The organism is Nocardia sp. NPDC004068, assembly GCF_042874315.1.
Classification (GTDB): domain Bacteria; phylum Actinomycetota; class Actinomycetes; order Mycobacteriales; family Mycobacteriaceae; genus Nocardia.
The window spans coordinates 530,090-552,950 of the sequence record NZ_JBIAMW010000002.1; the positions used below are offsets into that span (position 1 = coordinate 530,090).

The 22,861-nt window shown below is 71.3% G+C and carries 17 protein-coding genes; 5 read left to right on the forward strand and 12 right to left on the reverse strand.

Features of this window, described 5'->3' with window-relative positions; genetic code table 11:
* Positions 1–4: 4 nt before the first annotated feature.
* Both ACFYTQ_RS06540 and ACFYTQ_RS06545 read right to left on the reverse strand, forming a co-directional pair.
* Positions 5–1,096, reverse strand: a complete 1,092-nt coding sequence (locus ACFYTQ_RS06540; RefSeq protein WP_387357628.1) for an SEFIR domain-containing protein — start codon at positions 1,094–1,096, stop codon at positions 5–7.
* Positions 1,044–1,880, reverse strand: coding sequence for a DUF1707 domain-containing protein (locus tag ACFYTQ_RS06545; RefSeq protein WP_387357629.1), 837 nt, complete (start codon positions 1,878–1,880; stop codon positions 1,044–1,046). Before ACFYTQ_RS06545 ends, ACFYTQ_RS06540 begins: the two co-directional genes overlap by 53 nt.
* A 223-nt stretch (positions 1,881–2,103) precedes the next feature.
* Between ACFYTQ_RS06545 and ACFYTQ_RS06550 the strand changes: the two genes are divergently transcribed.
* Positions 2,104–3,918 carry an SEFIR domain-containing protein gene (locus tag ACFYTQ_RS06550; RefSeq protein WP_387357630.1) on the forward strand — a complete coding sequence of 605 codons (1,815 nt, stop codon included), beginning with the start codon at positions 2,104–2,106 and terminating at the stop codon, positions 3,916–3,918.
* 9 nt (positions 3,919–3,927) lie between these two features.
* Here the strand turns inward: ACFYTQ_RS06550 and ACFYTQ_RS06555 are convergent, their stop codons facing one another.
* Positions 3,928–6,240, reverse strand: coding sequence for an NB-ARC domain-containing protein (locus tag ACFYTQ_RS06555; protein WP_387357631.1), 2,313 nt, complete (start codon positions 6,238–6,240; stop codon positions 3,928–3,930).
* 129 nt (positions 6,241–6,369) lie between these two features.
* On the opposite strand from ACFYTQ_RS06555, the gene ACFYTQ_RS06560 reads away from it, so the two are divergent.
* Genes ACFYTQ_RS06560 through ACFYTQ_RS06570 form a run of 3 tightly spaced genes read left to right on the forward strand, consistent with a single transcriptional unit; the run spans position 6,370 to position 7,996 of the window.
* A complete protein-coding gene (locus ACFYTQ_RS06560) occupies positions 6,370–6,669 on the forward strand; it encodes a hypothetical protein (protein WP_387357632.1) in 300 nt (99 codons plus the stop codon).
* 22 nt (positions 6,670–6,691) lie between these two features.
* Positions 6,692–7,084 (forward strand): hypothetical protein, encoded by a 393-nt coding sequence (locus ACFYTQ_RS06565; RefSeq protein ID WP_387357633.1) that lies wholly within the window; start codon positions 6,692–6,694, stop codon positions 7,082–7,084.
* Between the two features lie 24 nt (positions 7,085–7,108).
* On the forward strand, positions 7,109–7,996 hold the full coding sequence (locus ACFYTQ_RS06570; protein WP_387357634.1) for a tetratricopeptide repeat protein: 888 nt from the start codon (positions 7,109–7,111) through the stop codon (positions 7,994–7,996).
* Between the two features lie 6 nt (positions 7,997–8,002).
* Here ACFYTQ_RS06570 and ACFYTQ_RS06575 read toward each other — a convergent pair whose 3' ends face one another.
* A complete protein-coding gene (locus ACFYTQ_RS06575) occupies positions 8,003–13,027 on the reverse strand; it encodes a WD40 repeat domain-containing protein (RefSeq protein ID WP_387357635.1) in 5,025 nt (1,674 codons plus the stop codon).
* Positions 13,028–13,070: 43 nt separating this feature from the next.
* Positions 13,071–13,241 (reverse strand): hypothetical protein, encoded by a 171-nt coding sequence (locus ACFYTQ_RS06580; protein ID WP_387357636.1) that lies wholly within the window; start codon positions 13,239–13,241, stop codon positions 13,071–13,073.
* 178 nt (positions 13,242–13,419) lie between these two features.
* Between ACFYTQ_RS06580 and ACFYTQ_RS06585 the strand changes: the two genes are divergently transcribed.
* Entirely contained in the window at positions 13,420–14,655 is a 1,236-nt protein-coding gene (locus ACFYTQ_RS06585; RefSeq protein ID WP_387357637.1) for an SEFIR domain-containing protein, read from the forward strand.
* A gap of 40 nt (positions 14,656–14,695) precedes the next feature.
* On the opposite strand, the gene ACFYTQ_RS06590 is transcribed toward ACFYTQ_RS06585, so the two are convergent.
* The 7 genes from ACFYTQ_RS06590 to ACFYTQ_RS06620 form a co-directional block, all read right to left on the reverse strand.
* Positions 14,696–16,084: a carotenoid oxygenase family protein gene (locus ACFYTQ_RS06590; RefSeq protein ID WP_387357638.1), complete on the reverse strand. Its 1,389-nt coding sequence runs from the start codon at positions 16,082–16,084 to the stop codon at positions 14,696–14,698.
* A 1-nt stretch (position 16,085) separates the two neighbouring features.
* Complete coding sequence (locus ACFYTQ_RS06595; protein ID WP_387357639.1) at positions 16,086–16,916, reverse strand: lycopene cyclase domain-containing protein; 831 nt, start codon at positions 16,914–16,916, stop codon at positions 16,086–16,088.
* Positions 16,913–17,848 carry a phytoene/squalene synthase family protein gene (locus ACFYTQ_RS06600; RefSeq protein ID WP_387357640.1) on the reverse strand — a complete coding sequence of 312 codons (936 nt, stop codon included), beginning with the start codon at positions 17,846–17,848 and terminating at the stop codon, positions 16,913–16,915. The genes ACFYTQ_RS06595 and ACFYTQ_RS06600 overlap by 4 nt, the downstream gene beginning before the upstream one ends.
* On the reverse strand, positions 17,848–19,350 hold the full coding sequence (crtI, locus tag ACFYTQ_RS06605) for a phytoene desaturase family protein (RefSeq protein WP_387357641.1): 1,503 nt from the start codon (positions 19,348–19,350) through the stop codon (positions 17,848–17,850). The genes ACFYTQ_RS06600 and crtI overlap by 1 nt, the downstream gene beginning before the upstream one ends.
* A 34-nt stretch (positions 19,351–19,384) precedes the next feature.
* Positions 19,385–20,419, reverse strand: coding sequence for a polyprenyl synthetase family protein (locus tag ACFYTQ_RS06610; protein ID WP_387357642.1), 1,035 nt, complete (start codon positions 20,417–20,419; stop codon positions 19,385–19,387).
* 20 nt (positions 20,420–20,439) lie between these two features.
* Complete coding sequence (locus tag ACFYTQ_RS06615; protein ID WP_387357643.1) at positions 20,440–21,123, reverse strand: acetoacetate decarboxylase family protein; 684 nt, start codon at positions 21,121–21,123, stop codon at positions 20,440–20,442.
* Positions 21,124–21,215: 92 nt separating this feature from the next.
* Positions 21,216–22,505, reverse strand: a complete 1,290-nt coding sequence (locus ACFYTQ_RS06620) for a helix-turn-helix domain-containing protein (RefSeq protein ID WP_387357644.1) — start codon at positions 22,503–22,505, stop codon at positions 21,216–21,218.
* Between the last annotated feature and the right edge of the window lie 356 nt (positions 22,506–22,861).

Below are 22,861 nucleotides of genomic sequence, written 5' to 3' on the forward strand. Positions count from 1 at the left end.
TGCGTCACTCGAACAGCGTCGGGTTCCCCCAGGCGAGGGCGGGCAGCTTGCTCGAACGGCCCACGGCCGCAATCGCTCCCGCGAGCATCGGATTGGCGACCGTGTCGGGGCGGTAGGCGACGAGTTTCAGGCGGAGGACCCCGCTGATGTCGTAGCGGATCTTGGCGGGTCGGCCGTAACCGACTTCGACCTGTTGTGTGGCTTCGCCGTCCAGGAAGACCTGGAAGTAGCCGAGCTGTCCGGCGTCGGTGGCGTCGTCCAGAATGCCGACGACCGATTCGAATTCGCGGAAGGTGCGGCGCAGGTTGAATTCGATGGGGCTGCGGGGGTCTGCGCAGAAGGCCGCGCAGCGGTGCACGATGCTGTTCCCGTAGTGGATGCCGTTGAGATCGGCTCCGGTGAGGCGCAGGTCCGCCCCGCGCACCACCGGTTCCAATGCGACGGTGAGCAATCGGGCCTTGCCGCGGCCCGAGTCCGCGTCGCGGGACTGCTGGTGGGCGAACGTCGGGCCGACATACGTTCCGCGGGGCGGGGTCGGGTATTCGGCGACGCCGCTGAACGCCGCGAGCAGATCATTGACGCCCTCGGTGGTGAATTCGCTGATCGTGTAGCGCGTGGTGGAGTGGGCGAGCAGGAAGGTCGGGATCTCGTCGATCGAGCGTCCGGGAAGCACGATCGGGAGGATGCGGCGCGTTTCCGCGCGCAGATCCCGGGTGAGGCCGTCCCGAATGATCGCGGCCTCGAACTGCGCGCCGCGGCCCTCGTCGGCGGCCGCGGTGCCGTCCGCGCGGCGCTTGTACTCGGGGGAGGCGATCACCAGAACGAAATCGGCCGATTCGAGTTGGTCCATCGCCCACAACGACCAGTCCCGGCGTTCGTAGTCGTCCCATACGTCGAGGCGGACGTCGACCCCGGACTCGGTGCGGAGGAAGGTGCAGAATTCACGCACCAGCCGTTTGTGTTCCTCGGTGTCGTGGGAGTAGGAAACGAAGACCCGAGGGGCGCTCGTCTCCGAGGCGAGCGGTTCCCGATCCGCGCCCACGTTATCGGGTCGCCCGCAGATCGCCGAACACCGCGTCCGAATCGCCGCCGCCACTGAGGTCGGTCACCTGGAGACGCAGGCGCAATGGCTTGTCGAATTCGAGATGGATCGGAACGGTGGCGCCGAGTTTCACCGTCTGGTCGGCGACGACCACCCCGTCGGCGTAGATCTGGAACTGCATGGCGATGTCACTGGGCGTGGAATCGTCCCGGACACCGAGCACACCGTCGAGTTTGGTGAACTTGCGCCCGAGGTCGTATTCGACGAAGGCCAGTTCCTTCCGGTAGGGCTGGATCATGACCGATCGCGTGTAGGGCGTGCCCGACACCGTGCCGGGGCCGGTATTGAAACTCCAGTATTTGCTACTGGACAGAATTTTGAAGTCCATCAAGTATTGCACCGCGTCGGTGCTGACACCCGCCGCGAGCGCGGTGGTACTCGACCCGGACGTGGCCGATCGGGTGGTCGTGGCGGTCTCCGCGGTCGAGGACGCCGTGGTAGTCAACGCGGCCGCGAGTGTGGTGGCGGCCGCGGGAAGGCTTGTCTGCGAGGGCGATTCGCGTTGCGCCAACACCACCACCGCGCCGATCAGCACGACGCAGGCGACACCGAGCGTGCCCGCCACCAAGGGCCACCGGCCGCGCCGCGCCTCGGCCGGTGCCCGAAGATCGGCGAACACCGCGTCGAGATCCGCCTGGGTGGTGGCATTCGCGATCTTCTGGGAGCGCAGATCGAACTCCTGGAAATCGATTCGCCCGGCGGCGTGATGGTCGTTCAGAAGTCTCAGTGCGCGTTGTCTTTCGGCCGTCCCTATGCGAGGCGGCGGGTTCTCCTGCATTCGGGGCAGTGTAGTGCAGCGGCGCGCGAATGCGAGTCCATTGCAACAATGCCAGCTGGTCGGTTCGCGAATTGCTCGCATTCTCATGCCTTTTGGGGGGATGAGTCACCCACTTGACTCGATACCCGGACAGGTCGCGAAACCTTGGCTAGGCTCACCGAAACGGGGACGATCTCCGGCGCGTCTGCGGCGTCGGAACCCGCCAGCAGTACCGGGAGCCGAAATGGCCGATATCGCCTTGCGACTCGACGGGTCCGGAATGGAACCCGGCGCCGAGGGCGAGCAGTTCTCCGTCGGCACGATCCGCGTGACTCGGCCGCGGGTCCGGCCGATCCGCGACGCGCGGGACGAATCCGGTCGCGCCGCATATCTTCTCGAATTCGACTTCGAGCTGGAAATCGACCGTGCGGTGCGATTGTCGTGGTTCGAAATCGGTCTCGCCCTCGACGCACCCGGTGAGGCGGCGGTGGTCGACGCGATTCCGCGCACCACGCTCGAGCCCGCGAACGCGCGGGCCTACGGGGTCGATCGCCGGCTGCGGTTCGGTCCGGGCGAGACGGTGTCGCTGCCCGCCGAGGCGGCGACCGTCGATGTGTTCGGGCTGGGCGGTCGCCAAGTGCGGTGGCGCCACGGCGATCTCGCGGCGACGGGGAGCCCGGTGGGACGGCATGCCGCGGCGGCGACGGTCGTCGTGCCGGTCGGTTGCGCGGAGCTGGCGGTGGTGGTCTCGGCGCGCTTCGACCTGTCCGCGGCGGACCGAGCCGAGCGCACGCCGATCGCCGAGCAGACCGTCGTGCGGCTCGCCCTGCCGCGCGGGGACGACGCGACGGCCGTGGTCGCGGCGGGCGATCGGCCGAATCCGGCGACGCCGCGACCGGTGCGGGTGTTCGTCTCCTACGCCCACGACAGCGACGAGCACATCGAGGCGGTCCGCCGCTTCGGCGAATTCCTCGCCGGGACATGCGGATTCGATGTCCACATGGATCGCTGGGATCTCGATCGGCGGCGGGACTGGTACCTGTGGGCCACCGAGCAGCTCGGCAAGGCGGACTTCGTGCTGATCGTCGCGTCACCGCGATGCAGGCTCGTCGGCGAGGGCCGCGCGGACAACCTGGCGAACCGGGGTATGCAGTCGGAAATGGCGTTGCTGCGCGAATGGCTGCACGCCGACCGCGCGACCTGGACGCGGAAACTGCTGCCCGTCGTCCTGCCCGGCGGATCGCCGTCCGACCTCCCGGCGTTCCTGCAACCGCAGACCGCGGACCACTATTTGGTCACCGAGTTCACGATCGCGGGCGCGGAGGATTTGCTGCGCGCGTTGACCGGTCAGCCCAAGGATCGGCAACCGACCCCGAATTCCCGGCCGCTGGTCCTGCCGGGCAGACCGCGGATCGCACCGGGACCCTCGGCGAAACACCCTACGCCGCAACCGGATTCGCCCCCCGAGACGCCCGCCCCGGCCGCCACGACCGTCGCGCACCAGGGCATCGCCACGGGAGCGATCACGGCCGGGGGCTCGGTCAGGATCAGCAACAAGGTGGTCGAGGCGGCCCGGAACCACCCGGTGCTGACCCTCGTCGTCCTCGTCGCCGTCGTGGGCGCCATCCTGTTCGCGTTGCGGGCCGCCACCGGGGCGAACCCGTCGACGACCGCGGGAACCGTCGGCGCGGAATCGGTTCTGCCGATACCGCCGGGCACGGTCGCGCCCGCCAGCGACACGAGCGGCGGGCGGGGCATCGAGGTCGGCCCGTCGGCCATGGTCGGGACGTGGACCTCCTCGGACGGCACGGAGGCCAAGTCGTTCACCGAGAACGGCGGCCTGTGCGACGGCTTCTTCTACTCCGGCGGTCGGCCGCTCGACATCGGCGGCCCCGCGTACTGCACGCTGTCCACCAAACCCGACGCCGCGAATCGGTACACGCTGCTCGTCCGGCAGAGCGTCAACAGCGGGCGGTACCAGGTCGTGTTCTCCTCGAAAGACCATGCGGCGGTGTACGATTCGAACGGAACTCCGCTCTACGAGCTGAGCCGATTCTGACCCTGGGTATCACTCCGCGGTGAGCGGGCCCAGTCGTTCGAGTTCGGCGAGTACCCGCTGCCGCCCCGGCATGTCGTGCAGTGTCGAATACCCCGCCAGAGCGCACAGCAGATGTCGGTGCGCCGCGGCGGGGTCGTCGCGGGCGACGGCGACGAGACCCAGGCCCTCGTGTCCCCGGGACTCCTCGAGCACGCTGCCCGCCGCGCGGCCGACGTCGACGGCGCGTTCGAAGGCCGCGTGCGCCTGGGGGAATGCGGCCAGGCGCCGATACGCCTCACCCAGTTCGGTGCATGTCATCGCCTCGTCGATCCGCAGGTCGTGGGTCGCGAACAACTCCAGCGCATCGATCAGCCGGGGAACCGCCTCGGCATGCCGGTCGAGGGCGATCTCGATCGAGGCGGTGTCGCGCATCAGGATCGCGTGGTTGCGCACACTGCCCCGCTCCGCGATGTAGGCCAGCGCGCGCAGACTCTTGCGCAGCGCCTCGTCGAGTTCGCCGCGGTACACGTGCACCCAGGCGTGGTGGGCGAGCGCGATGTGCTCCCCGTGACCGTCCCCGACCTCGGCGAACAATTCGCGGGCCCGGACGTACATCTCCTCGGCCCCGGCGTGCTCGCCGCGGCGGAGCAGCGCCAGCCCGAGATTGTTGCGCATCACCGCCTCCGCGTACCGATTTCCGGCCCGCCGCGCGGCGCTCATCCCGTACCGGTGCACGGTTGCCCACAGTTCGATGTCGTTGGTGATGAACGCGTGGCCGCGCAGCGCGAACGCGAGCTGCCAGCACTGCTCGTCGCGGCCGAGGTCGTGCGCCGCCCGGGCCGCGGCGATCATATTGTCGCGCTCGGCGCTCATCCACCGCTTGGCGGTGTCGTAGTCGGGTCGCTCGGCGGGCTCAGGGGCGGGCGTCATGCCGACCCGATGCCGATGCGGGGTGAGGACCCGATCCGCGGCGTCGGCGCGCGCCAGATAGTGCTCGATCACGCGGGCCGTCGCCGTGTCCAGGTCGCGGCGCGCGAGCCGCGCGGTCGCCCGTCGCCGGACGAAGGCGCGCACCAGATCGTGGAACCCGTACCGGGCCGCGCTGCTGGATTCGAGCAGATTGACCTCCACCAAGTGGCGCAGGATCTTTCGGATTGCCGCGGGTTCGACCCCGGCCGTCGCCGCCGCGGCGGCGGGATCGAAATCGAATCCGACGTGCGCGCCGAGCAGCGTGAATACCTGTGCCTGTTCGGGGTCCAGCCGCCGCACCGAATGTTCGAACAGGTCCTCGAGGTCGCGGTCCCCGTCGTAGAACACCTCGATGCCGACCGTGCCGTCCGTGGGCTCGGTGGTCGGCCACGGCTCGGAGCGCACCAGGGCCGCGGCGATCCGAATCGCCATGGGCAGGCCGTGGCACTGCCGCGCGATCTCGGCCAGTTGCCGGTCGCTCGGTCGGTGCTCGGGCGAAAGATCCTGGGTCAGTTCGCGAATCAGGCCCGCGGATTGCCGCGCCGAGAGCGCGTCGAGCCGGACGTGCACCGCGTCGTCGAGGCCGTTGAGGTTGCTCCGGCTGGTGATCAGCACCCGGCTCGGCCCCTCCGCGGGCAGCAGCGGCCGAATCTGATCGGTGTCCACCACATTGTCGAGGATCAGCAGGATCCGCCTGCCGCGCAGCTGCTCGCGCAACAGCGCCGCGGCCTCGTCCGCGTCGGCGGGGATCGACCGCGCCGCGATACCGCTCTGCCGCAACAACTTTCGCGCGGCGTCCGCCGCCGTCACGGGCACGTCCGTGGCGTAACCCCGCATATCGACGAACAGGCGGCCGTCGGGGAAGCGATCCTGGAGCCGCCGCGCGGCGCGGACCGCGAGCGCGGTCTTGCCGATCCCGCCGAGACCCGACACGACACACGCGACGCCCTCGCCGGGATCTCCGCCGAGCGCGGTGAGGATCCGGGTCAGCGGCAGTTCGCGGCCGACGAGGGTGACGATGTCGCGCGGCAGGTCCGGGGCGTTCGCGCCCGGCGAACCGGCGGCCGCGCCCTTGTCCCGGACCGAGCGTTTGGCGATCTCGACGCGGTCGCGCAGGGCCACCAACCGCGCCGCGTCGCGATCCTCGACCTTCAGCTCCGCGAGGAGTTTGTCGAAGATGTCGGCCTTGGGCAGGGTGGTGCCCTTGAGATAGGCGTAGACGCTCCCGGCGGAGACGCTGAGCCGCTTCGCCACCTTTCCCCGATTCACCGAACCGTGCACCTTCTCCGCGCGCAGCACCGAATAGCTCAGTGCCGCAATGTATTCGCGGAACAGGGCATCGGCGTCCTCGGCGCCGAGCTCCTTCTCGGCCACTTCCACACCTCCCGCGCCGTCGGCCGACCGAGTGCAGCGTATTCAAGCGCTTTCCAGTCGTCCAGGGGCTTGAAGCCGCCGGCGTGGTCCAGTGGTCACACCGTATTCGGTACCCGAGAGGAGTCGATCATGAACCGGCACAGCGGATTTCCCGCACCGATCGTCGCGGCGTTCGTCGCGGCGGGGGTGCTCGCATTGACCGGATGTGGTGGTTCGTCCCACCCGGCCGCGAGCGCGGGCGGGGAGACCACCTGCAAGGACTTCACCGCCGCGAAGTCGGCGACGAAGGACGAGATCATCCAGAACTATCTGCGCGGCATCGGCAAGGACACCAGCCGCGGCAACGTCGCCACCACCAGGCTCTCCGCCGAGGCGTTCTGCCGAACGAGCGGGAAGAACAAGTTGGTCCGGGACATCACGACCGGCTGAGCACGGGAATCGGATAGGGATCATGGAGTTTCTGTTCATCGTCATCGTCGTCGCCTTCGTGGTGAGCCTCGTCTCCGGCGTGGTCCTGAGCGCCGCGGCGCGCAAGCAGCTCGAGACGTACTCGAAGGCCCCGCGAAACAGGGTGCGCGACACCGTCGTCGACCATTTCGGATCCGTCTGGTGGCGCGATGTGGAGGGCCCCGGCGATTTCAACTACCAGGCGCGGGGATTCGGGTTGGCGTCCGCCGGACTGCGGCGACCGGTCGTCTCGATCGATGTCGTCACCTTGGACAACGGCAACACCAGCGTGGCCGCGTGGATGTCGGCGTGGTCGCAGCGGATGGGCATCGTCGGCTGTTGCGACCGCGTCTATTTCAAGCGCCGCGGGCTGATCAGGAAGATCGAAGCGCTCTAGCTTCGGGGCGGAAGGAGAACCGAGATGGAACCACGCTCCGGCACCGGCGGCCGCGACTGGGCGGAGATCGCGCAGGAGTATCTCGCCGGCGGCGACGACACCCAGGCGCACCGGGCGGCCCAGGAGGCGACGAACCAGCGGCCCGACGACCCCGTCGCGTGGCACCTCCGCGCGCAGGCGTCGTTGAGTCTGGGCCGGCAGGCCGACGCCTTGTTCGAGGTCAACGAGGCGGTCCGGCTCAGCCCGTACGTGGCCGAGTTCCACGCCACGCTGGGCGATGTGCGCTGCGCGGAACAGGATTGGCCGCGCGCCCGCGAGGCGTACTCGCGGGCGCGGGAACTCGATCCGGCGAATCCGGCCTATGCCGTCGGGGTCGCGACGACCCTCGTCGACGACCTCGACACGGCCGTCGCGCTCTGCGAGGAGGCCGTGCGCGAGCATCCCTCGAACACCTACTTCCGGGAGTGTCTGGTGGTGGCGCTCGCCGATTCGATCACCGAGGGGTGGAGCGAACTGGCGGACGGCGACCGCGCGATCACCAACGCGGCGCAACTGCGGCACGCGCGGGAGCGGCTCGCGCGGATAGCGACGGTGGACCTGTCGGAACCCGAATTCGAGGAGGTCCGCGCGCACCTCGACGAGATCCGCCGGATCACCGACCGGGCCGAGCGGGTGCGGTGGTACGGCTCCGACCACATGGCCGCGTACCTGGGCGGCATGGCGGTCGCGGTGGTGGCGTTCCTCATCGGAACCGGTTCCGGCAGTGGCGGACTCGCGTTCCTCGCCGTTCTCGTCGGGGTCGGGATCGCCGCCGTCTACGTGGGGCGGCATCGGATGGCGGGGTGGCGGTGGACGCGGCGGCACGTCACCGACAGCGTGCGCAGAACGGGTCTTCAGGACGGCTCGGGCTGAGGCCGCTCACCGCACGTCGACGACGACCGCGCCCTGTTCGGTGATCACGACGATCGAGCCGTGATCACCGCAGGCGAGGTCGTTGATCGGCGCGCCGAGGCGGATGGGGCGGGGGTCGTGCGGGTCGAACGGCCGCACTTCGAGGATGTCGCCGCGGGCCAGTACCAGCCCGTGCCCGGGATGCGTTGTCAGGGCGGTGATCTCGCCGGGCCTGTCGACGCGCCGGGGGTCCCGGCGCCCGCGCAGCCGTCCGAACCAGGGCCGGGGCAGCAGCTCCCCGAGCGGCCACTCGAGCAGGAGGCCGCCGGTGTGGGCGACGTAGAGCACCTCGTTCCCGCCCGCGGTCGCGGCGAACAGGCGGGTGATCGGCAGTTCGCCCGTCGACTCCCAGACCTTGCGTCCCGTCGGCAGATCCCACGCGACGATCGTCGGGGAGAGCGCACCCGCGACGAACGCCGTCGGCCGCCCGCGCAGCAGCACGGCGGCGACCACGATCCGATCGGTGGTCCCCGCCGGGACGGGGTTCTCGATGTCGGCGCCGAACGGCTCGCCGGATTCGAGGTCCACCGACCGCAGCGCCCGCTTGTCGCCGCGCACCACGACGAGCCGATCGCCCAGGGGCAGCACGTCGAGTTCCGCGGCCTTGTCGTTGACGGTCTCCCACGCCGGAAGCGGCGACATCGTGCGCGCGTACCACGCCTGCACGCCGAGATAGCCCGCGGCGAGGACGATTTCGCGGTCCGCGGCGGTGACGGTGCGCATGGCGGTCAGCCGGGATCGGGAGGGGACCGGGACGTCCACCCGCGCGCCGGTGAGGCTGTCGCGGCAGACCACCTTCGCGGCGCTGGAGGCGACGACCACGACCCGGCGACCCCGGTAGGTGGCGACCGTCCCGGCGGAGGGGTTGGCCGGGTCGGTGTCGATCAACGCGTGTCCGGTCAGGCCGTCGACGCATTCGAGGGCCCCGTCCGCGCCGCCGATCACCACGGCGAGCCGCCCGCCGGAGGCGGTGACCGCCAGGGGAATCCGGTTGACGAATCCGAGTCCCACCACGCCGATCGGTCCGGCGGGCGGGAGGTGGGTGTCGAGTTCGCGCACCCACACCTCGCCCTTGTCGCCGACCACCAACAGCGCCGGGCGACTCCCGTTCGCGGCGATGCGGCGCGCCGCCCGTATCGTCGCCGGAAAGTGCTGTGCCGCATGGGTTTCCCGGCGCGTGCGGGCGTCGATCACCCGCACGGCGGCGACCGCGCCGGGCCGATCGGAGGTCGTGGCGACGATCAGGCCGGGACGGTCGCCGAACACGGCGACGCCGAGGACGCTGTCGTGGTCGACCGTGCCACCCACGGCCTCGGGGACGAGGCCGCCGACGGTGAGGTCGACCGCGGTGCACCGTGTCCGATCGGCCACGACCGCGACGGGTCGGCCGTGCCGGGTCGTGATCACCAGTCCGCGAATGTTGTTCATTCCGGTCGCGGTCGCCGGTCCCACGGGCGAACCCGTCAGCGGATCCCACGCCCGCACCGCGCCCTCGTTGTCGGCCGCGACCGCGATCGGGCCGGGGCCGACGACGGTGACATCGAGCGCGACGATCCGATGCTCCAGCCACATCCACGCGCTCCGGTCGGCGAGCCGTGGCACCGTGTCCACGCCGCCGTCGACGTCGCCGGTGACGATGAGCGGTCGTCCCAGATGACTCGTGACGGCCAGCGCGGTCACGGTCGTGCGGGTCGGATAGCTGTCGTCGAGCAGCGGCGGCCACCCGGCCCGGCCGCCGCGATCCAGATCCCAGATCCGCACACTGTGGTCCTCGCTGCTGGTGACGATCAGCGACGCGAATTCGCCGGTGCCCGCGGCGATGTCGACGATCCGGTCGGTGTGGCCGACCAGCGCCGCCTCGGGGGCCGCCGCCGCGGAGACGTCCCACTGGCGCAGCGTGAAATCCATTGCGGCCGTGAAGGTCCGGAGCCGGGAGCCGACCTCGCCGAGCGCCAGCGCGGTGATGCGACCGGTGTGCCCGAGATAGGGTTCGCCGAAGCGCGTGCCGCTGCGGATGTCGGTCACGAGGGTGCGATGGTCCGCGCCGGTCGTCACCGCGAGGGCCTGTCCGTCGAGGCGGCCGACGGCGACGGCGGTGACGTTCTTGGTGTGCCGCGCCAACTCGCCGAGGAAGGCGCCCGTGCTCAGATCGTGCAGGCCCACCGAGCCGTCGAGATGGCCCACGACCGCCCAGAGGATGTCCTGGTTCACGACCCCTCGCGCGTCCCGGAAGGGGTGGAGGACGTCGATCGCGGTGGGCGAGCCGACCTCGAGCTCGAGGGTGGTGAGGACGGTCCCGTCGAACAGCGCGACCACCCGCACCCGATGGTCGTCGTCGGCCGTGACCAGGACCGGTCGTCCGGCCAGGGAGGCGGTGACCATGGCGGTGGTCTTACCCCCGGTCTCGATCGTCCGGATCCGCGTGCCGGTCGGGGGATGCCACACCCGCAGGCGGGGTTCGTAGGTGGCGGTGACGAGTTCGAGCCCGTGCGGTTCGCGGACCAGGTGTATCGCGACCACGCGTCGTGGGCCGTCGGGCGGCCCGGGCAGGGCCGTCGGGCGGCCCGCCCACTCCCCGGCTTCCCCGCCGCGGTAACGCAGCACCCCGATCTCGCCCGTCCAGGTGCCCAGGGCCACGTACAACGCGCCCTCGTGGATCACGGCGTGCGTCGCGGAGATGCGGTTGTCCCTGTCGTCCGAGGCGAACAGCAGCGCCCGTTCGCGACCGGTGGCCGGATCGTGGATCGCGATGGTGAACTCGCCGGCGGCGACGAGGATCGGCGTGCCGTCGAGGGTGAGCAGTTCGAGGTAGTGCTCGGCGGTTCCCGGCACCACGTGCGCCGGCCGCTGGGTGTTCCACCAGGCCCAGCGTGCCCGCCACGGCGCGGTGGCGGGGCCCCCGCCGATGAGCCGATCGATGTGGGCGGCGTCGACCCGGAACTTGTGCAGTGCCAGCCGGAGATACTCCCGATGCTCGGCGATCGGGTAATCGGTTGCGCGGCGGTCGAATTCGAGCACGGCGCGGACCGCTCCGGCGATGCTCTCCAGATGTTTCCCGGGTCGCCGGATGCGGTCGAGGACGACGAGCATGCGGTGGATCTGGCTCTCGCCCAACATGATCGTGCGTCCCGAGCCGGGCGCGCTCGCGTCGATGCGGTCGGCGAGGACGGCGAGCAGCCCGTCGTCGTCGCCCCACACCGCGCTCACCAGGTACTCGCCCAGCCGATCGGGTTCGAGCGGGGCCCAGACGGTGTGCGGATCGGGATACAGCTGGGCGAGCCAGTCGACGATCCGGCGCACGTCGGCGTCCGCGGAGCCGCTCGACGCGGGCAGCGCGCGCACCAGCCCGGCGGCCTGGTCGCGGGTGGCGGCGCCGAAGAGGGTGAGCCCGGCGACGGCCTCCCGCAAGCCCTCCGGGGGCAGCGGCACCGAATGGGCCGCGGCGGTCCGTTCCCAGTACCGGGTCTCGTGGTCGAGCAGGATCCGCTCGACCGAGGCGCCCGCGGCGCTGGCGACCGAGTCCGGGCTCGCCTGCAACAGGTCCGCGAGGGCCTGTTCGTGGAGGGTCAGCGCGTGCCGGTACCTCGGCTGGCGCAGGAAGTCCGGCGGCCGCAGCCCGGACGCGAGGGCGGTCCAGTCCACCGTGTGGTAGCCGCTGAGATGCGGCATCCGGGAGGCGAAGGCGCGCACCGCGTTTCGATACATGTCCGGGACCTCGCGCGCGCTCGGGGACAGCGGTTCGAGCGCGAGCGGTTCGGCGGTGAGGCGCAGGGTTCTCGCGAGCGTGTCGAGTTGCTTCCACAGGGCGTCCGGGAATCGGGCGACCAGCAGCAGGCGGACGGGCGCGGTATGGGTCCGGTCGCGCTCGGCGCACAGTTGCAGGATGCGCACGACGGGATCGGCGGTGCGGGCGTCACCGCCGCGCCACGCCTCGGCGTAGTCGATCACGAGCAGTACCGGGACCCGGCCCGCGGCCAGACCGCGCCGGACCTCGTCGCGGCCCAGCGCGTCGCGCATCTCGTCCAGGTCCGTGACCGTGACGCCGCACGCCCAGCCCCGGCGCTGCCGGTCGCGCAGCAGTTCCAACGCCAGGCGGGTCTTGCCCTGGCCGCCGGGCCCGTGGATCAGCATCGCGCCGACTCCGGTGCCCGCGCACCAGCGTCGCAGCCGATCGAGTTCGCGCTCCCGCCCGTGGAACGCGACGACCTCGTTCTGGGCGCGCAGGAGATGCACCGGGGAGACCGGGACCGGTGGCGGCGGGAAGGGGGCGAGCCGGATCAGTTCGACGGCCTCGATCGACAGGCGGTGCCGCCCCTCGGCGGTCAACGCGCGGCGAAAGTCCTCGCGCGCAAGGATTTCGGTGATCGGCTCGACGACCAGCCTGGCCTCGCTCCACCCCCGGGCGGCGCCGACGACCACGCCGACGAGCAGCCCGGAGGCGAACACCGCCGCGCCCGCCATACCCCGCCACGGGCCGCGGTCGCCGGTCTCGGCGGTCGGCGAGGTCGGCACGGAGCGCGGCGCGGCGCTCACCTCGAACTCCAGTCGGCCCAGCACGGCCCCGGAGCCGCAGGCGATCGTCCCGACGGCGGATTCGATCTCGCGGAAGTGGTTGCGCCGCTGGGCCTCCGGGAAGCCGTGGGCCTCGGCGGCGACGGTGCCGCTGCCGGTGATGACGCGTCCGGGGCGCAGCGGTTCGGCGTGCGCGAGTTCCTCGGGCAGGTCGCCGTCCAGACGCAGCACGGCGGCGTCGAGGCCGTCCGTACCGGCGGTGGTGCACACCACGCGGGCGGGCCGCGGCCGGGCGTCGCCGAGGAATCGGATCATCGCGTGACCGTGCGCTCGCGGGAGCAGGCTCCCGGCCGTGAGGACGGTGCGCGGTCCGACGAGACAGCCGGAGCCGTAGGACAATTCGTCGTGCCCCGGGGCGATCACCTCCACCACGCGCGAGGCGTGCGGTGCCGTCGTCGCCCGGGTTCCCGCGCTCGTCATCCGCCGGTCGTCGTTCGTTGCGTGGGGGCGGTGGCCGAGGCGTTCAGGCGCGGCCGGGGTTGACGTGCCGGAACTTTCGCAGCGCGTCGGACTCGCTCTCGTGGTCGGTGTACCACGACACCGTGCGACAGCTGTCGCTACAGGCGATGCAGAAGATGCCGCTGCCGGGCTGTTGTTGCCGACGGCAGTGCCCGCAGTAGTAGACCTCGTTCATGATTGTCGCTCCTCGGATAGCGGTGTGTGCGTCCGGAACCGACGATAAGGGCGCCGATCGCCCCGGCGGCGTGCTCGAACGTTCAGCAGATTTCAGAGGTTTCCAGTCCCGCCCGCGAGCGCGGTCGCGGGCTGCTGTCCTGGATGTGCCCCCAGTCCGGCGATGAAGGAGTGCGCCCGTGCCGACCGACGACCGAGTCCCGCCGTCCGCGAAGTCGAATTCCGTCGCGCTCCTGCTCGACGAGAGCGGGGGCGGAACGGATCTCGCCGAGCCGCGCCGAATCGCTTTGGGCGCGTTGCGGATGCGGAGCTGGCAGGTGTTCCCGGTGCCGCCGCGGCCGGACGGGTTCGGCGCGCACGATCCGTACCTGCTCGAGATCGATTACGAGCTGACGCTGGAACCGGGCGGGCCGCCGCTGCCGTGGTTCGAGGTGTCGTTCGGGCTGCGGGTGGCCGGGGACGGCGAGCCCGAGGTCGTCGACGCGATTCCCGGCTGTGTGCTGGAAACGCAACGGCCGCGGACGTACGCGCTCGACAGCTACCTGACCTTCGTCCCCGGCGACGACATCGCGCTGTCGCCGACCCAGCCGATCGTGGACGTGTTCGGCACCGGCGGCCCCGAGGTCCGGTGGCGCTACACCGCGGCCACCGACGCCGGGGTGCGGCCGGGCTCGTACACGGCGTGGGCGAGTCTCGTGGTGCCCGAAGGGTGTTCGCGGCTGACCGTCGACGTCCACGCCCGCTTCGACCTCGACGCCGGCTCCGCGTTCGCGCGGCGCTACGCACCGGCCTCCGAGCCGACCCGGCTGGATCTGGACCTGAGCGGGTCCGGCCGGTTCGGCGGAACGCTCGCGCCCGCCTCGGGGTCCGCGCCCGCCGCGCCGGCGTCCGTGCCGAGGGTCTTCGTCTGCTACGCGCACGACGATCCCGAACACGCGACCGCGGTGCTGCGGTTCAGCGAATTCCTCGCGGGGGCCTGCGGTCTCGACGTGCACATGGACCGGTGGGATCTCGACCACCGCCGGGACTGGTACCTGTGGGCGATCGATCAGATCGGCCGGGCCGATTTCGTCCTGGTCATCGCCTCACCCGACTGCAAGGCCGTCGCCGACGGCCGGACGGAGAACCTCGCCCATCGCGGCCTGCAATCGGAGCTGTCGGTGATCATGGATCGCCTGCACACCGATCGCGCGGCGTGGCGGCGCAAGTTGCTGCCCGTCGTTCTCCCGCATCGGACGATCGACGACATCCCGCTGTTCCTGCAGCCGGGCATCGCCGACCACTTCCTCGTCTCCGAGCTGACCGTCGAGGGCGCGGAGGACCTGCTCCGCGTGATCACCGAGCAGCCGCCCTACGCGCGCCCGCGGCGCAATTCGGCCGTCGTGCGCCTGCCCACGAGACCGGCGGCGTTCTGATTCCGCACCGGAATCGAATACCGCTGGGAGACAGGCGAATTCACCTTTCCCGGCTGTTCGGGCGGGTGCGGAGCGCGGTGTCCACGGTGTCGAGGTCGCGGCCGTCGATCCAGCTGCTGTGGAAGCCGGAGGGGATGCGGCAGGGGAGGGTGACGGTGGCGACCGCGTCGCCGGTGGGGTCGGTGGCGTCGAGGACCATCAGGCGGCTGGTGTCGTGGTCGGTGTCGTAGATCAGGTGCAGGAGCCAGCCGTCGTCCTCGGCGTCGCCGCGCGGGACGAACAGGGCCTCGGTGGGGACGGCGCCGGATCCGTAGTCGCGCACCAGGGTTCGGCCGGTGGTGAGGTCGTGTTTCATGACGCCGGTGGGTTGGCGGTCGGCGATGTCCTCGGGGGAGCCGGTGACGGCGTAGTAGTAGCGGCATCCGGTGGTGGTCGTGCGGGGGTGCGAGCGGGGGAGTTCGTTCATGCGGTCGTCGAGTTGCCGTTCGGAGATCCGGCCGGCCGCGAGGTCGATCTCCCATTCCCACAGACAGCCGCCGCCCCCGGCCAAGGGGTCGTCGGAGTGGTCGAACATGCGCTCGTACCGGATGGCGCGCAACGTGATTCGCTCCTCCCGCTCGGTGGCGGTGACAGTGTGCAGCACGAAGCCGGGATCGATCGGGAACCAGCGCAGCGTCGCGTTGCGGCGCGAGAGGACGCCCAGCCGGGGCTGGTGTTCGTGATCCCAGCGGTAGGGCAGCTGACCGCGAATGGCCACCGAGGGCCGGAAGCGCACGGGCGAGTCGAAGAACAGGGCGTGATTCTCGGTGAAGGCGACGTCGTGCACGAGCGGGCGGCCGCCGAAATCGACGCGGTCGCGGCGCTGGACGACGCCGTTCCCGTCGACCTCCACGTATTCGCCCCAGGTGAGCAGCGGGGTGTGCGCGATCATCACCAGCCGCCCGGTGCGCGGGTCGATCTTCGGGTGCGCCGATACGCCGTGGCGCAGCCCGTGCCGCAGATCGGTGTACTCCACCGTCTCCAGCGTCGGCGTCAATCGCGCCGGGAGGCAACCCGTTTCGACCAGCGCCAGCAGCAGATCGCCGTGGCAGACGACATTGGTGTGGACGACGTCGCTGAGGAAGTGCCGCGGGCCCGGCGGCCGCGGTTCGGCCATCTCCCGGCACACCCGGCGCGAGCGGATCCAGCGATTGCGGAACCATTCCGCGCCGCCGCCGCGCAGGCGGACGCCCGCGACGTGCCCGTCCTGCCGGAACCACGCGTAGTGGCGTTCGCGGTAGCCGACGGGCGGCACCACCGGATTGGGGCCGATGTAGGTGAACAGCCCGTCGAGTTCCGCGGGGACCGAGCCCGTGACGGGCAGTTCGAACTCGGTGTGTTCGGTGTAGATCGGCGCGTACGCGTCGAGAAGGTAAGGGCTGGTGGACATGTCACGCCGCTTCCTGGGAAAGCCGTGGGGTGAGCGGACCTTCGGGGCTCGGCCCGGTGCGCAGCGGCCCGGGCAGACCGGACAGCCGATGCTCGACCGCCGGATGACACGCGAGCACCAGTCCGTCGACGGTCAGCAGACTGGTGGCGAGGAAGAACACGATCTCCTCGATCGGTAGCCCCGCGAGCAGCAGGCCCGTGGTGTGCGCGGGGGAGACCTGCCAGGCCGCGTGCCCGATGGCCACGCGATCCGCGACCCACAGATACACCACCGGCAGCAGCGCGATCAGCCGCAACGTCCGGAACCGGTGCAGCACATCGGCTCCCGCCGCCCGTTGCAGCGCGATCGGCACGCCCAGCCACAGCAGCGTCGATCCGAGGTACAGCAGCCGGGGGGAGGCGGCGGCGAGGACGAGCCCGGCGACCGCGATCGCGAGCCAGAGTCCCGCCGCGGCCAGCCGGGTGAGACCCGCCGGGGCCCAGGGCCAGGGGGCGCGCGGATCGTATCCGTCCACGCGCCCGGCCAGCAGGACCAGTGTCCAGGCGCCGACCACGAGCACCTGCGCCGCGATGAACGCGTACTCCTCGAGCGGCACCCCGAACAGCGTCGCGGTGACCGAGCCCGGCGGGTAGGACCAGACGCCGCGGTGGATGATCCAGCTGTCCCACGGCGTGGTCCAGCCGAGGGCGACCACGAGCAGGACGCCGAGCCAGATCCCGCCGCTCCGCCAGATCGGCGTCCGGCCGCGGATCCGGATCGAGAGCGCGGCGGCCGCGACGGCGAGCACGAGCGCGGGCAGGATGAACAGGGCGAGGAAGTGCGCGTAGCTCATGCGGGGACTCCCTTCCGGGCGGGCGGCGCGCCGAAGGCGGAGCGGGCGCGCAGGTAGGCGGGGGCGGCGATCGCGGCCCGGCGCGCGAGTCCGACGCGCGCGCGGCGGTGCAGGATCTGGTGGTCGAGTCGTTCGATCGCGTCGAGGATGCCGGAGTACAACGCGTAGGCGGTCTCGACGCAGGGGCGGCTCGAGGGTTCGAGCATGCCGATTCCGGGACGCGCGGACGCGTAAACGGTTCGGGTGCGGTCGATTTCGTAGGCGATCAGTGCCCGCACCCGGTCGTCGGCGCGGGGAGCGGCGAGATCGTCTGCGGTGACGCCGAATCGGTCGAGGTCCTCCTGGGGGAGGTAGACGCGCCCGCGCTCGAGGTCCTCGCCGATGTCGCGGATGAAGTTGGTGAGCTGGAAGGCGTAGCCGAGTTCCTGGGCGCGGTCGAACGCCTCGTCGTCCAGGGGACCGAGGATCGGCGTCATCTGCAGGCCGATCACCGCCGCGGACCCGTACATGTAGGCGCCGAGGTCGGCGTGGGTCGCGTAGCGGGTCACGGTCAGATCCGCCGCCATCGACGCCAGGAACGCCTCGACGTGCGCCCGGGGGATCGCCCAGGTGCGCAGGGTGTGCCGCAGCGCGCGGGTCACCGCGTCGGCCTCGGCGTCGCCGTCGAGCCGGGCCGCGACCGTGGCCCGCCAGCGGTCGAATTCCGTTGCGCGCGAATCGGGTTCGCCGTTGTCGACGATCTCGTCCGCGTGCCGCGCGAAACCGTACAGGGCGTGCACGTAGGGCCGTTTCCACGGCGGCAGCAGTTTGGTCGCCAGGTAGTAGGACCGCCCGTACCGGGCGTGCAAGCGACGGCAGTGGGCGTAGCTCGCGCGCAGTGCCGGGTCGGTGATTCCGGCCGCGTCGAGGATCCTGCTGTCGGTCGAGGCCATCAGCGGGTCCTCCCGGTGCGCCGCAGGGGTCCGGTGATGCGCTCGGCGGCGAGCCTGCCGCTGATCAACGCCATCGGCACGCCCACGCCGGGGTGCGTGCCCGCGCCCGCCAGCACCATGTTCCCGCCGATCAGGCTCTTGGTGCGGAAGGGGCCGGTCTGCCGGAACAGATGGGCGGCGCTGAACGGCGTCCCCGCCGGGCAGCCGTCGGCCCGCCAGTCCAGCGGGGTCACCACGCGCAGCGCGTCGTGGTCGTCGAGCGCGTCGGCGTAGCCCCGCTCGCGCATCAGCCGGCACAGCCGGTCGCGGAACGCGTCGCCGTCGCGCTTCCAATCCACCGTTCCCACAGCCAGATTGGGGACGGGCAGCAGGGCGTAGTAGCAGTGCCGCCCGGGTGGGGCGAGGCCGGGATCGGAGACGGTCGGCGCGCTGACCAGGAAGGAGGCGTCGCTCATGGGGTCGCCCCGGGTGAGTTCGGTGAAGGAGGTCTTCCAGTTGCGCCCGAAGTGGATGTTGTGATGGGCGCCCGGTGTCCCGCCCGCGCCCAACAGCAGCAGCAGACACGACGGCGCGTACTCGAGCCGCCGCCCGAGCGTCGCGGGTTCGCGGCCGAGCAGTTCCGGCAGCGCCACCGACGGGTCCGCGGTGAGCACCGCGGCGTCGCCCGCGACGCGTTCGCCCGCCGCGGTGATCGCCGCCCGGAACCGGCCCGCCCCCGTGGTCTCCAGGCGCACCACCGGATCCCCGTAGCGGAACCGCACCCCGTGGGCCTCGGCGGCCGCGGCCATCGCCCGGGGCAGCGCGTGCATCCCGCCGCGCGGCAGCCACACGCCGCCGACGGTGTCCATATAGGTCACCATGGCGTACATCGCGCGCGCCTTTTGCGGGGCGACGCCCACGTACATGGCCTGGAAGGAGAACAGCCGGCGCAGCCGCGGATCCTCGAAGTAGCGGTTCACCCCGGCCTGTAGGCCGCCGAACGCGCCGAGCATCGCCAGGCGCAGCAGCGGCCAGGGTGGCAGGCTGCCGATCCCGTCCAGATTCCGGTCGACGAAGCGCGGGTACGCGTACCGGTAGATCCGCTCGATGTGGTCGCGGTACCGCAGGAACGAATCCGCCTCGGCGGCACCGCATTTCGCGGTGATCTCCGCGACCGTCCGGTCCCGGTCGGCGGACAGGTCGAGGTGGCCGCCGTCGGGGAAGTGCGCGCGGTAGGCCGGTTCGACCGCCAGCAGCTCGAGGTGGTCGCCGGACTTCTCGCCGACGGCGGCGAAGGCGTCCTCGATCAGTTCCGGCATGGTGAGCACGGTGGGGCCGTAGTCGAGTTGATAGCCCTCGGTGTGCATCGCCGCGGCCTTGCCGCCGGGCTCGGAATGCTTCTCGCACACGGTCACCTCCCGGCCCGCGCCCGCCAGATACAGCGCCGCGGACAGACCCGCGAGCCCCGCGCCGACGATCACCACCTTGTCGGTCGGATATCCCATGACTCGATCGACGCGCATGCGACTCCTCGGAACAGGTTGGGGGACAGGGATTTCAGCGATCGCGGTGCGCCACGAACAGCGCGAGCGCCCGGAATCCGGCGAACGCGGGGGTGTCGGGAAGCGTGGCGAGGGCGGCGTCGATGCGCGCGTCGGCGGTGGCCTCGGTGCGCTCCCGGCCCCCGGCGCGTTCCACCAGCGCGGTCGCCGCGGCGATCTCGGCGGCCGTCCACGGCTCCGGCGACGCGTACCGCTGGGCCAGCCGCGCGCCCGCGGGGTCGCCGGATTCGATCGCCGCGACGACGGGGAAGGAGCGTTTGCGGCGGGCCAGGTCGTGGCCCACGGGTTTACCGGTCACCGCCGGATCGCCCCACAACCCCATGAGATCGTCGATGAGCTGGAAGGCGATGCCGAGTTCGCGGCCGCGGGTGTCCATGGCGGTGACCTCGGACCGACCGGTTCCGGCGCACAGGGCGCCCAGCGCGCAGGCGCAGCCGAGCAGCGCGCCGGTCTTGGCCTCGGCCATGCGCAGGTATTCCGGGCCGCCGACCGCGGGGCGGCTCTCGAACGCGCAGTCGAGATACTGGCCCACGCACAGATCGATGGCCGCCCGGTCGAGCAGGGCCAGCGCGGCCGTCACCGATTCCGGCGCGCAGCGGCACAAGGTGCGGGTGGCGAGCGCGTGCAGCGCGTCGCCGAGCAGGATCGCGTTGGTGGAACCCCATCGGCGCCAAATGGTTTCGCGGCCGCGCCGCAGCGCGTCGCCGTCCATGACGTCGTCGTGGATCAGCGAGAAGTTGTGCAGCAACTCCACCGCCGCCGCGGCGGGCAGGGCGCGCGCGGTGTCGTCGTGATAGGCCGAGAAGGCGGCCAGCAGCAGGGCGGGGCGCAGCATCTTGCCGGTCGGGGCCGCGTCGGCCCGGCCGCTCGCGTCGCACCAGCCCAACTGGTAGCCCGCCATGAGCCGGAACGGTTCGGGCAGCGCGCGCACCGCTCGGCGCAGCTCGGGTTCGACCAGTTCCCTTGTGGCGGTGAGCATTCGGTCGATCTCGTCGGCCGCGGTCCGGCGAGTCGGCGGCGGTCGGAGCATGGGGCCTCCCGTTCGGTCGGTCAGACGGTCGGACAGGGCGCGAGCAGCGAGGCCAGGAGGGGGTCGACGAGGAGTCCCGCGTGGCGACCCGGCCGGACCAGGTTCGGCAGATCGCGGTCGGATTCGACGTCGACCCGCACCACCGCCGCCCGCGCGCGCCCGGACAGCCGGGCCGGGATCCGGCGCAGCTCGCCGTCCGGGAAGGGCTGCCAGATCGTGAACCTCTTGCTCATCGGCACGGCCGGTCCGAAGGCCCGGATGCGCGCCGACACCCGCCACCGCACCCCGGAGGTCGAGGTGGCGGTCACGGTCTCGGCATCGGCGAGGTCGCCGCGAAACTCCGCGAGCACCTTGGGAAGTGCCCAGTTCTCGCGGCCCGCGACCAGGCTGGGCTTCGAATCCACGGAGATGAACGGGCAGTTGAAGCGCATCCGCGCGCCGACGCGCACCATGGGGGCGGCGAGGATCTCGTGATAACCCCCTACCGGGGTCTCGCGGTAGTCGATCATCGCGTTGAGGACGGTGAGCGGCCGGCCGGTCCCCGGGGGCAGGGTGGTCGGGGTGTCCGGGGACGGGCGGGACAGCCAGACCAGGCCGACGCACCGATTCCGCCAGGGCGCCGGGGGCACCCGCTCGGGGAATTCGTCGTCGGGCCGGTCGCCGAGATCTGTTTCGGGGATTCCCCGCACCGCGTGTAGCCGCATATCGCGAAGTTAGCCGCGCGGTGCGGCTCCCGATCCAAACGAATTCGGTTCGTTCCGACGGAATAATTGGCCGCGGCGATTTGGCGCGAGGGTCACGCGTGTGGCGGGGAGCAGCGCGGGCGCGCGCGGGTCGCGGGGCGGGCGGCGGCGGTGAGGCGGGACAGTTCGGCGCGCAGGACGGGGTTCTCGCGGCGGAGCAGGAGTTGGAGGGTGCGCTGCGCGTCGGCGTCGTAGCGGAGTTCGTCCTCGCCGCAGGCGGCGGCCTTGGTGAGTTCGTAGGTGGCGGCGACGTCCTGGTGGGTGACGGCGAAGCTGTGCGCGAGGACCACGTGGTAGCGGGAACGGCTGGCGATCGGGCAGTCGGCGGGCAGGTCGGTGTCGGCCGCCGCCGCGATCGCGTCGTGCGGATTGCGTTGCGCGAGAGCGGTTTCCATGCGCGCGAGCCCGAGTTCGCCGGGTCCGAAGACCACGCCCTGGACGGATCGTTGGCCGCCGAGGCGGTCGGCCAGCGTCGCGGCGGTGGTCAGCAGTTCGTCGCAGGACTCGGTGTCGGCGATCGTGGCGGCGGCCCGCGCGGCGAGAGCGCGGACGGCTCCCGCCACGGCCGCGAGGTCCGTCGTCGCGCCGGATTCGGCGAGCGCCGGCTCGGGCAGGGCGGCGCTCGCGACGCGGAGGGCGGTGTCCGCGGCGGGGGTGTGCAGGAGCGCGGCGGTGAGGTGCCAGGACGCAACGAGGTGCGCCAGCGAGCCGGGGTGGGTCAGGGTGTCCTCCAGCGCCCGGTCGGCGGCCAGCAGCGCCTCGTGCCGGTGGTGCGTGGCCAGCAATGCCTGGCTGGTCAGGTTGTAGATCTGGGGGAGGACGCGGCGGACGGTCGCGTCGTCGCGGACCAGGCGCAGGTGCCGGGCGGAGGTGAGCAGGTCGGGTAATCGTGCCATCGTCTGGCGGTGGCGGCGCGGCGAGGCGAACCACAGGTCGCGGCAGCGGAGGAGTTCCCGCTCGAGCGTCGTCGTGTCGGTGATCGTGCCGGGCGTCGTCGGCGGGGCGTGCAGCGCGCGGATCGTCGCCCGCGCGCCGGGGTCACCCGCCGGGGCAGGGTGGAGCATATCGTGGGCGCGCTGGCCGGGCACGGAGATCAGTGTCGAGATGTCGTCGATCCGGAGGACGTCGGCGAGGGCCATGATCACCTTGACGCTGTCGAGTGGTTGTCTACCGGTCTCGACGAGACGCAGCCATTCCTCGCTGCGGCCCACGAGATTCGCGAGTATCCTCCGGGAAAGTCGCCGTTCTTTTCGGCACATTTCGATGTGTTCGCCCACCGAAATTCTCCGGTCCACACGAATATCGTGGGTTCCCTGTATTTGGGCATGCTGATCCGCTCGCATCGACACAACTCGCTTTCGCGCACAATCCGCGCCCGGGGCGCGGGAGTTCGAATCGAATCAGCGACGCCCGGCAGCGTGAAGTTCGGCGAAGACGGTACGGGCTGCCCGGTTGAACCCGTACACGGAAGGGGATCAGGCGTCGCTGAACCTCATGGTACCGAACGAAAGCGCGCCGATCGGGCCGATCAGCGCGCCGAAATCAATGGCGCGAACGATCGGGTCGGTCGGTCCGATTTCCGTGATTGTGAGAATGTGCTTTCAGGCGAAATCCTCGACCCGTCCGGGCGTGGATATCGAATGCGGGAATTCGGAACGGGGAATCGTGAACAAATCCCCGACTCGGAACACCGAGGACG

Excerpts from the sequence above, each read along its gene's own strand:
- ACFYTQ_RS06595 (WP_387357639.1), bottom strand. The coding sequence starts at position 16,916 with ATGAGCTACGCGCACTTCCTCGCCCTGTTCATCCTGCCCGCGCTCGTG.
- ACFYTQ_RS06615 (WP_387357643.1), bottom strand. The coding sequence starts at position 21,123 with ATGCGGCTACACGCGGTGCGGGGAATCCCCGAAACAGATCTCGGCGAC.
- ACFYTQ_RS06600 (WP_387357640.1), bottom strand. The coding sequence starts at position 17,848 with ATGGCCTCGACCGACAGCAGGATCCTCGACGCGGCCGGAATCACCGAC.
- ACFYTQ_RS06620 (WP_387357644.1), bottom strand. The coding sequence starts at position 22,505 with ATGCGAGCGGATCAGCATGCCCAAATACAGGGAACCCACGATATTCGT.
- ACFYTQ_RS06560 (WP_387357632.1), top strand. The coding sequence starts at position 6,370 with ATGAACCGGCACAGCGGATTTCCCGCACCGATCGTCGCGGCGTTCGTC.
- ACFYTQ_RS06580 (WP_387357636.1), bottom strand. The coding sequence starts at position 13,241 with ATGAACGAGGTCTACTACTGCGGGCACTGCCGTCGGCAACAACAGCCC.
- ACFYTQ_RS06570 (WP_387357634.1), top strand. The coding sequence starts at position 7,109 with ATGGAACCACGCTCCGGCACCGGCGGCCGCGACTGGGCGGAGATCGCG.
- ACFYTQ_RS06590 (WP_387357638.1), bottom strand. The coding sequence starts at position 16,084 with ATGTCCACCAGCCCTTACCTTCTCGACGCGTACGCGCCGATCTACACC.
- ACFYTQ_RS06610 (WP_387357642.1), bottom strand. The coding sequence starts at position 20,419 with ATGCTCCGACCGCCGCCGACTCGCCGGACCGCGGCCGACGAGATCGAC.
- ACFYTQ_RS06565 (WP_387357633.1), top strand. The coding sequence starts at position 6,692 with ATGGAGTTTCTGTTCATCGTCATCGTCGTCGCCTTCGTGGTGAGCCTC.
- crtI (WP_387357641.1), bottom strand. The coding sequence starts at position 19,350 with ATGCGCGTCGATCGAGTCATGGGATATCCGACCGACAAGGTGGTGATC.
- ACFYTQ_RS06575 (WP_387357635.1), bottom strand. The coding sequence starts at position 13,027 with ATGACGAGCGCGGGAACCCGGGCGACGACGGCACCGCACGCCTCGCGC.
- ACFYTQ_RS06550 (WP_387357630.1), top strand. The coding sequence starts at position 2,104 with ATGGCCGATATCGCCTTGCGACTCGACGGGTCCGGAATGGAACCCGGC.
- ACFYTQ_RS06545 (WP_387357629.1), bottom strand. The coding sequence starts at position 1,880 with ATGCAGGAGAACCCGCCGCCTCGCATAGGGACGGCCGAAAGACAACGC.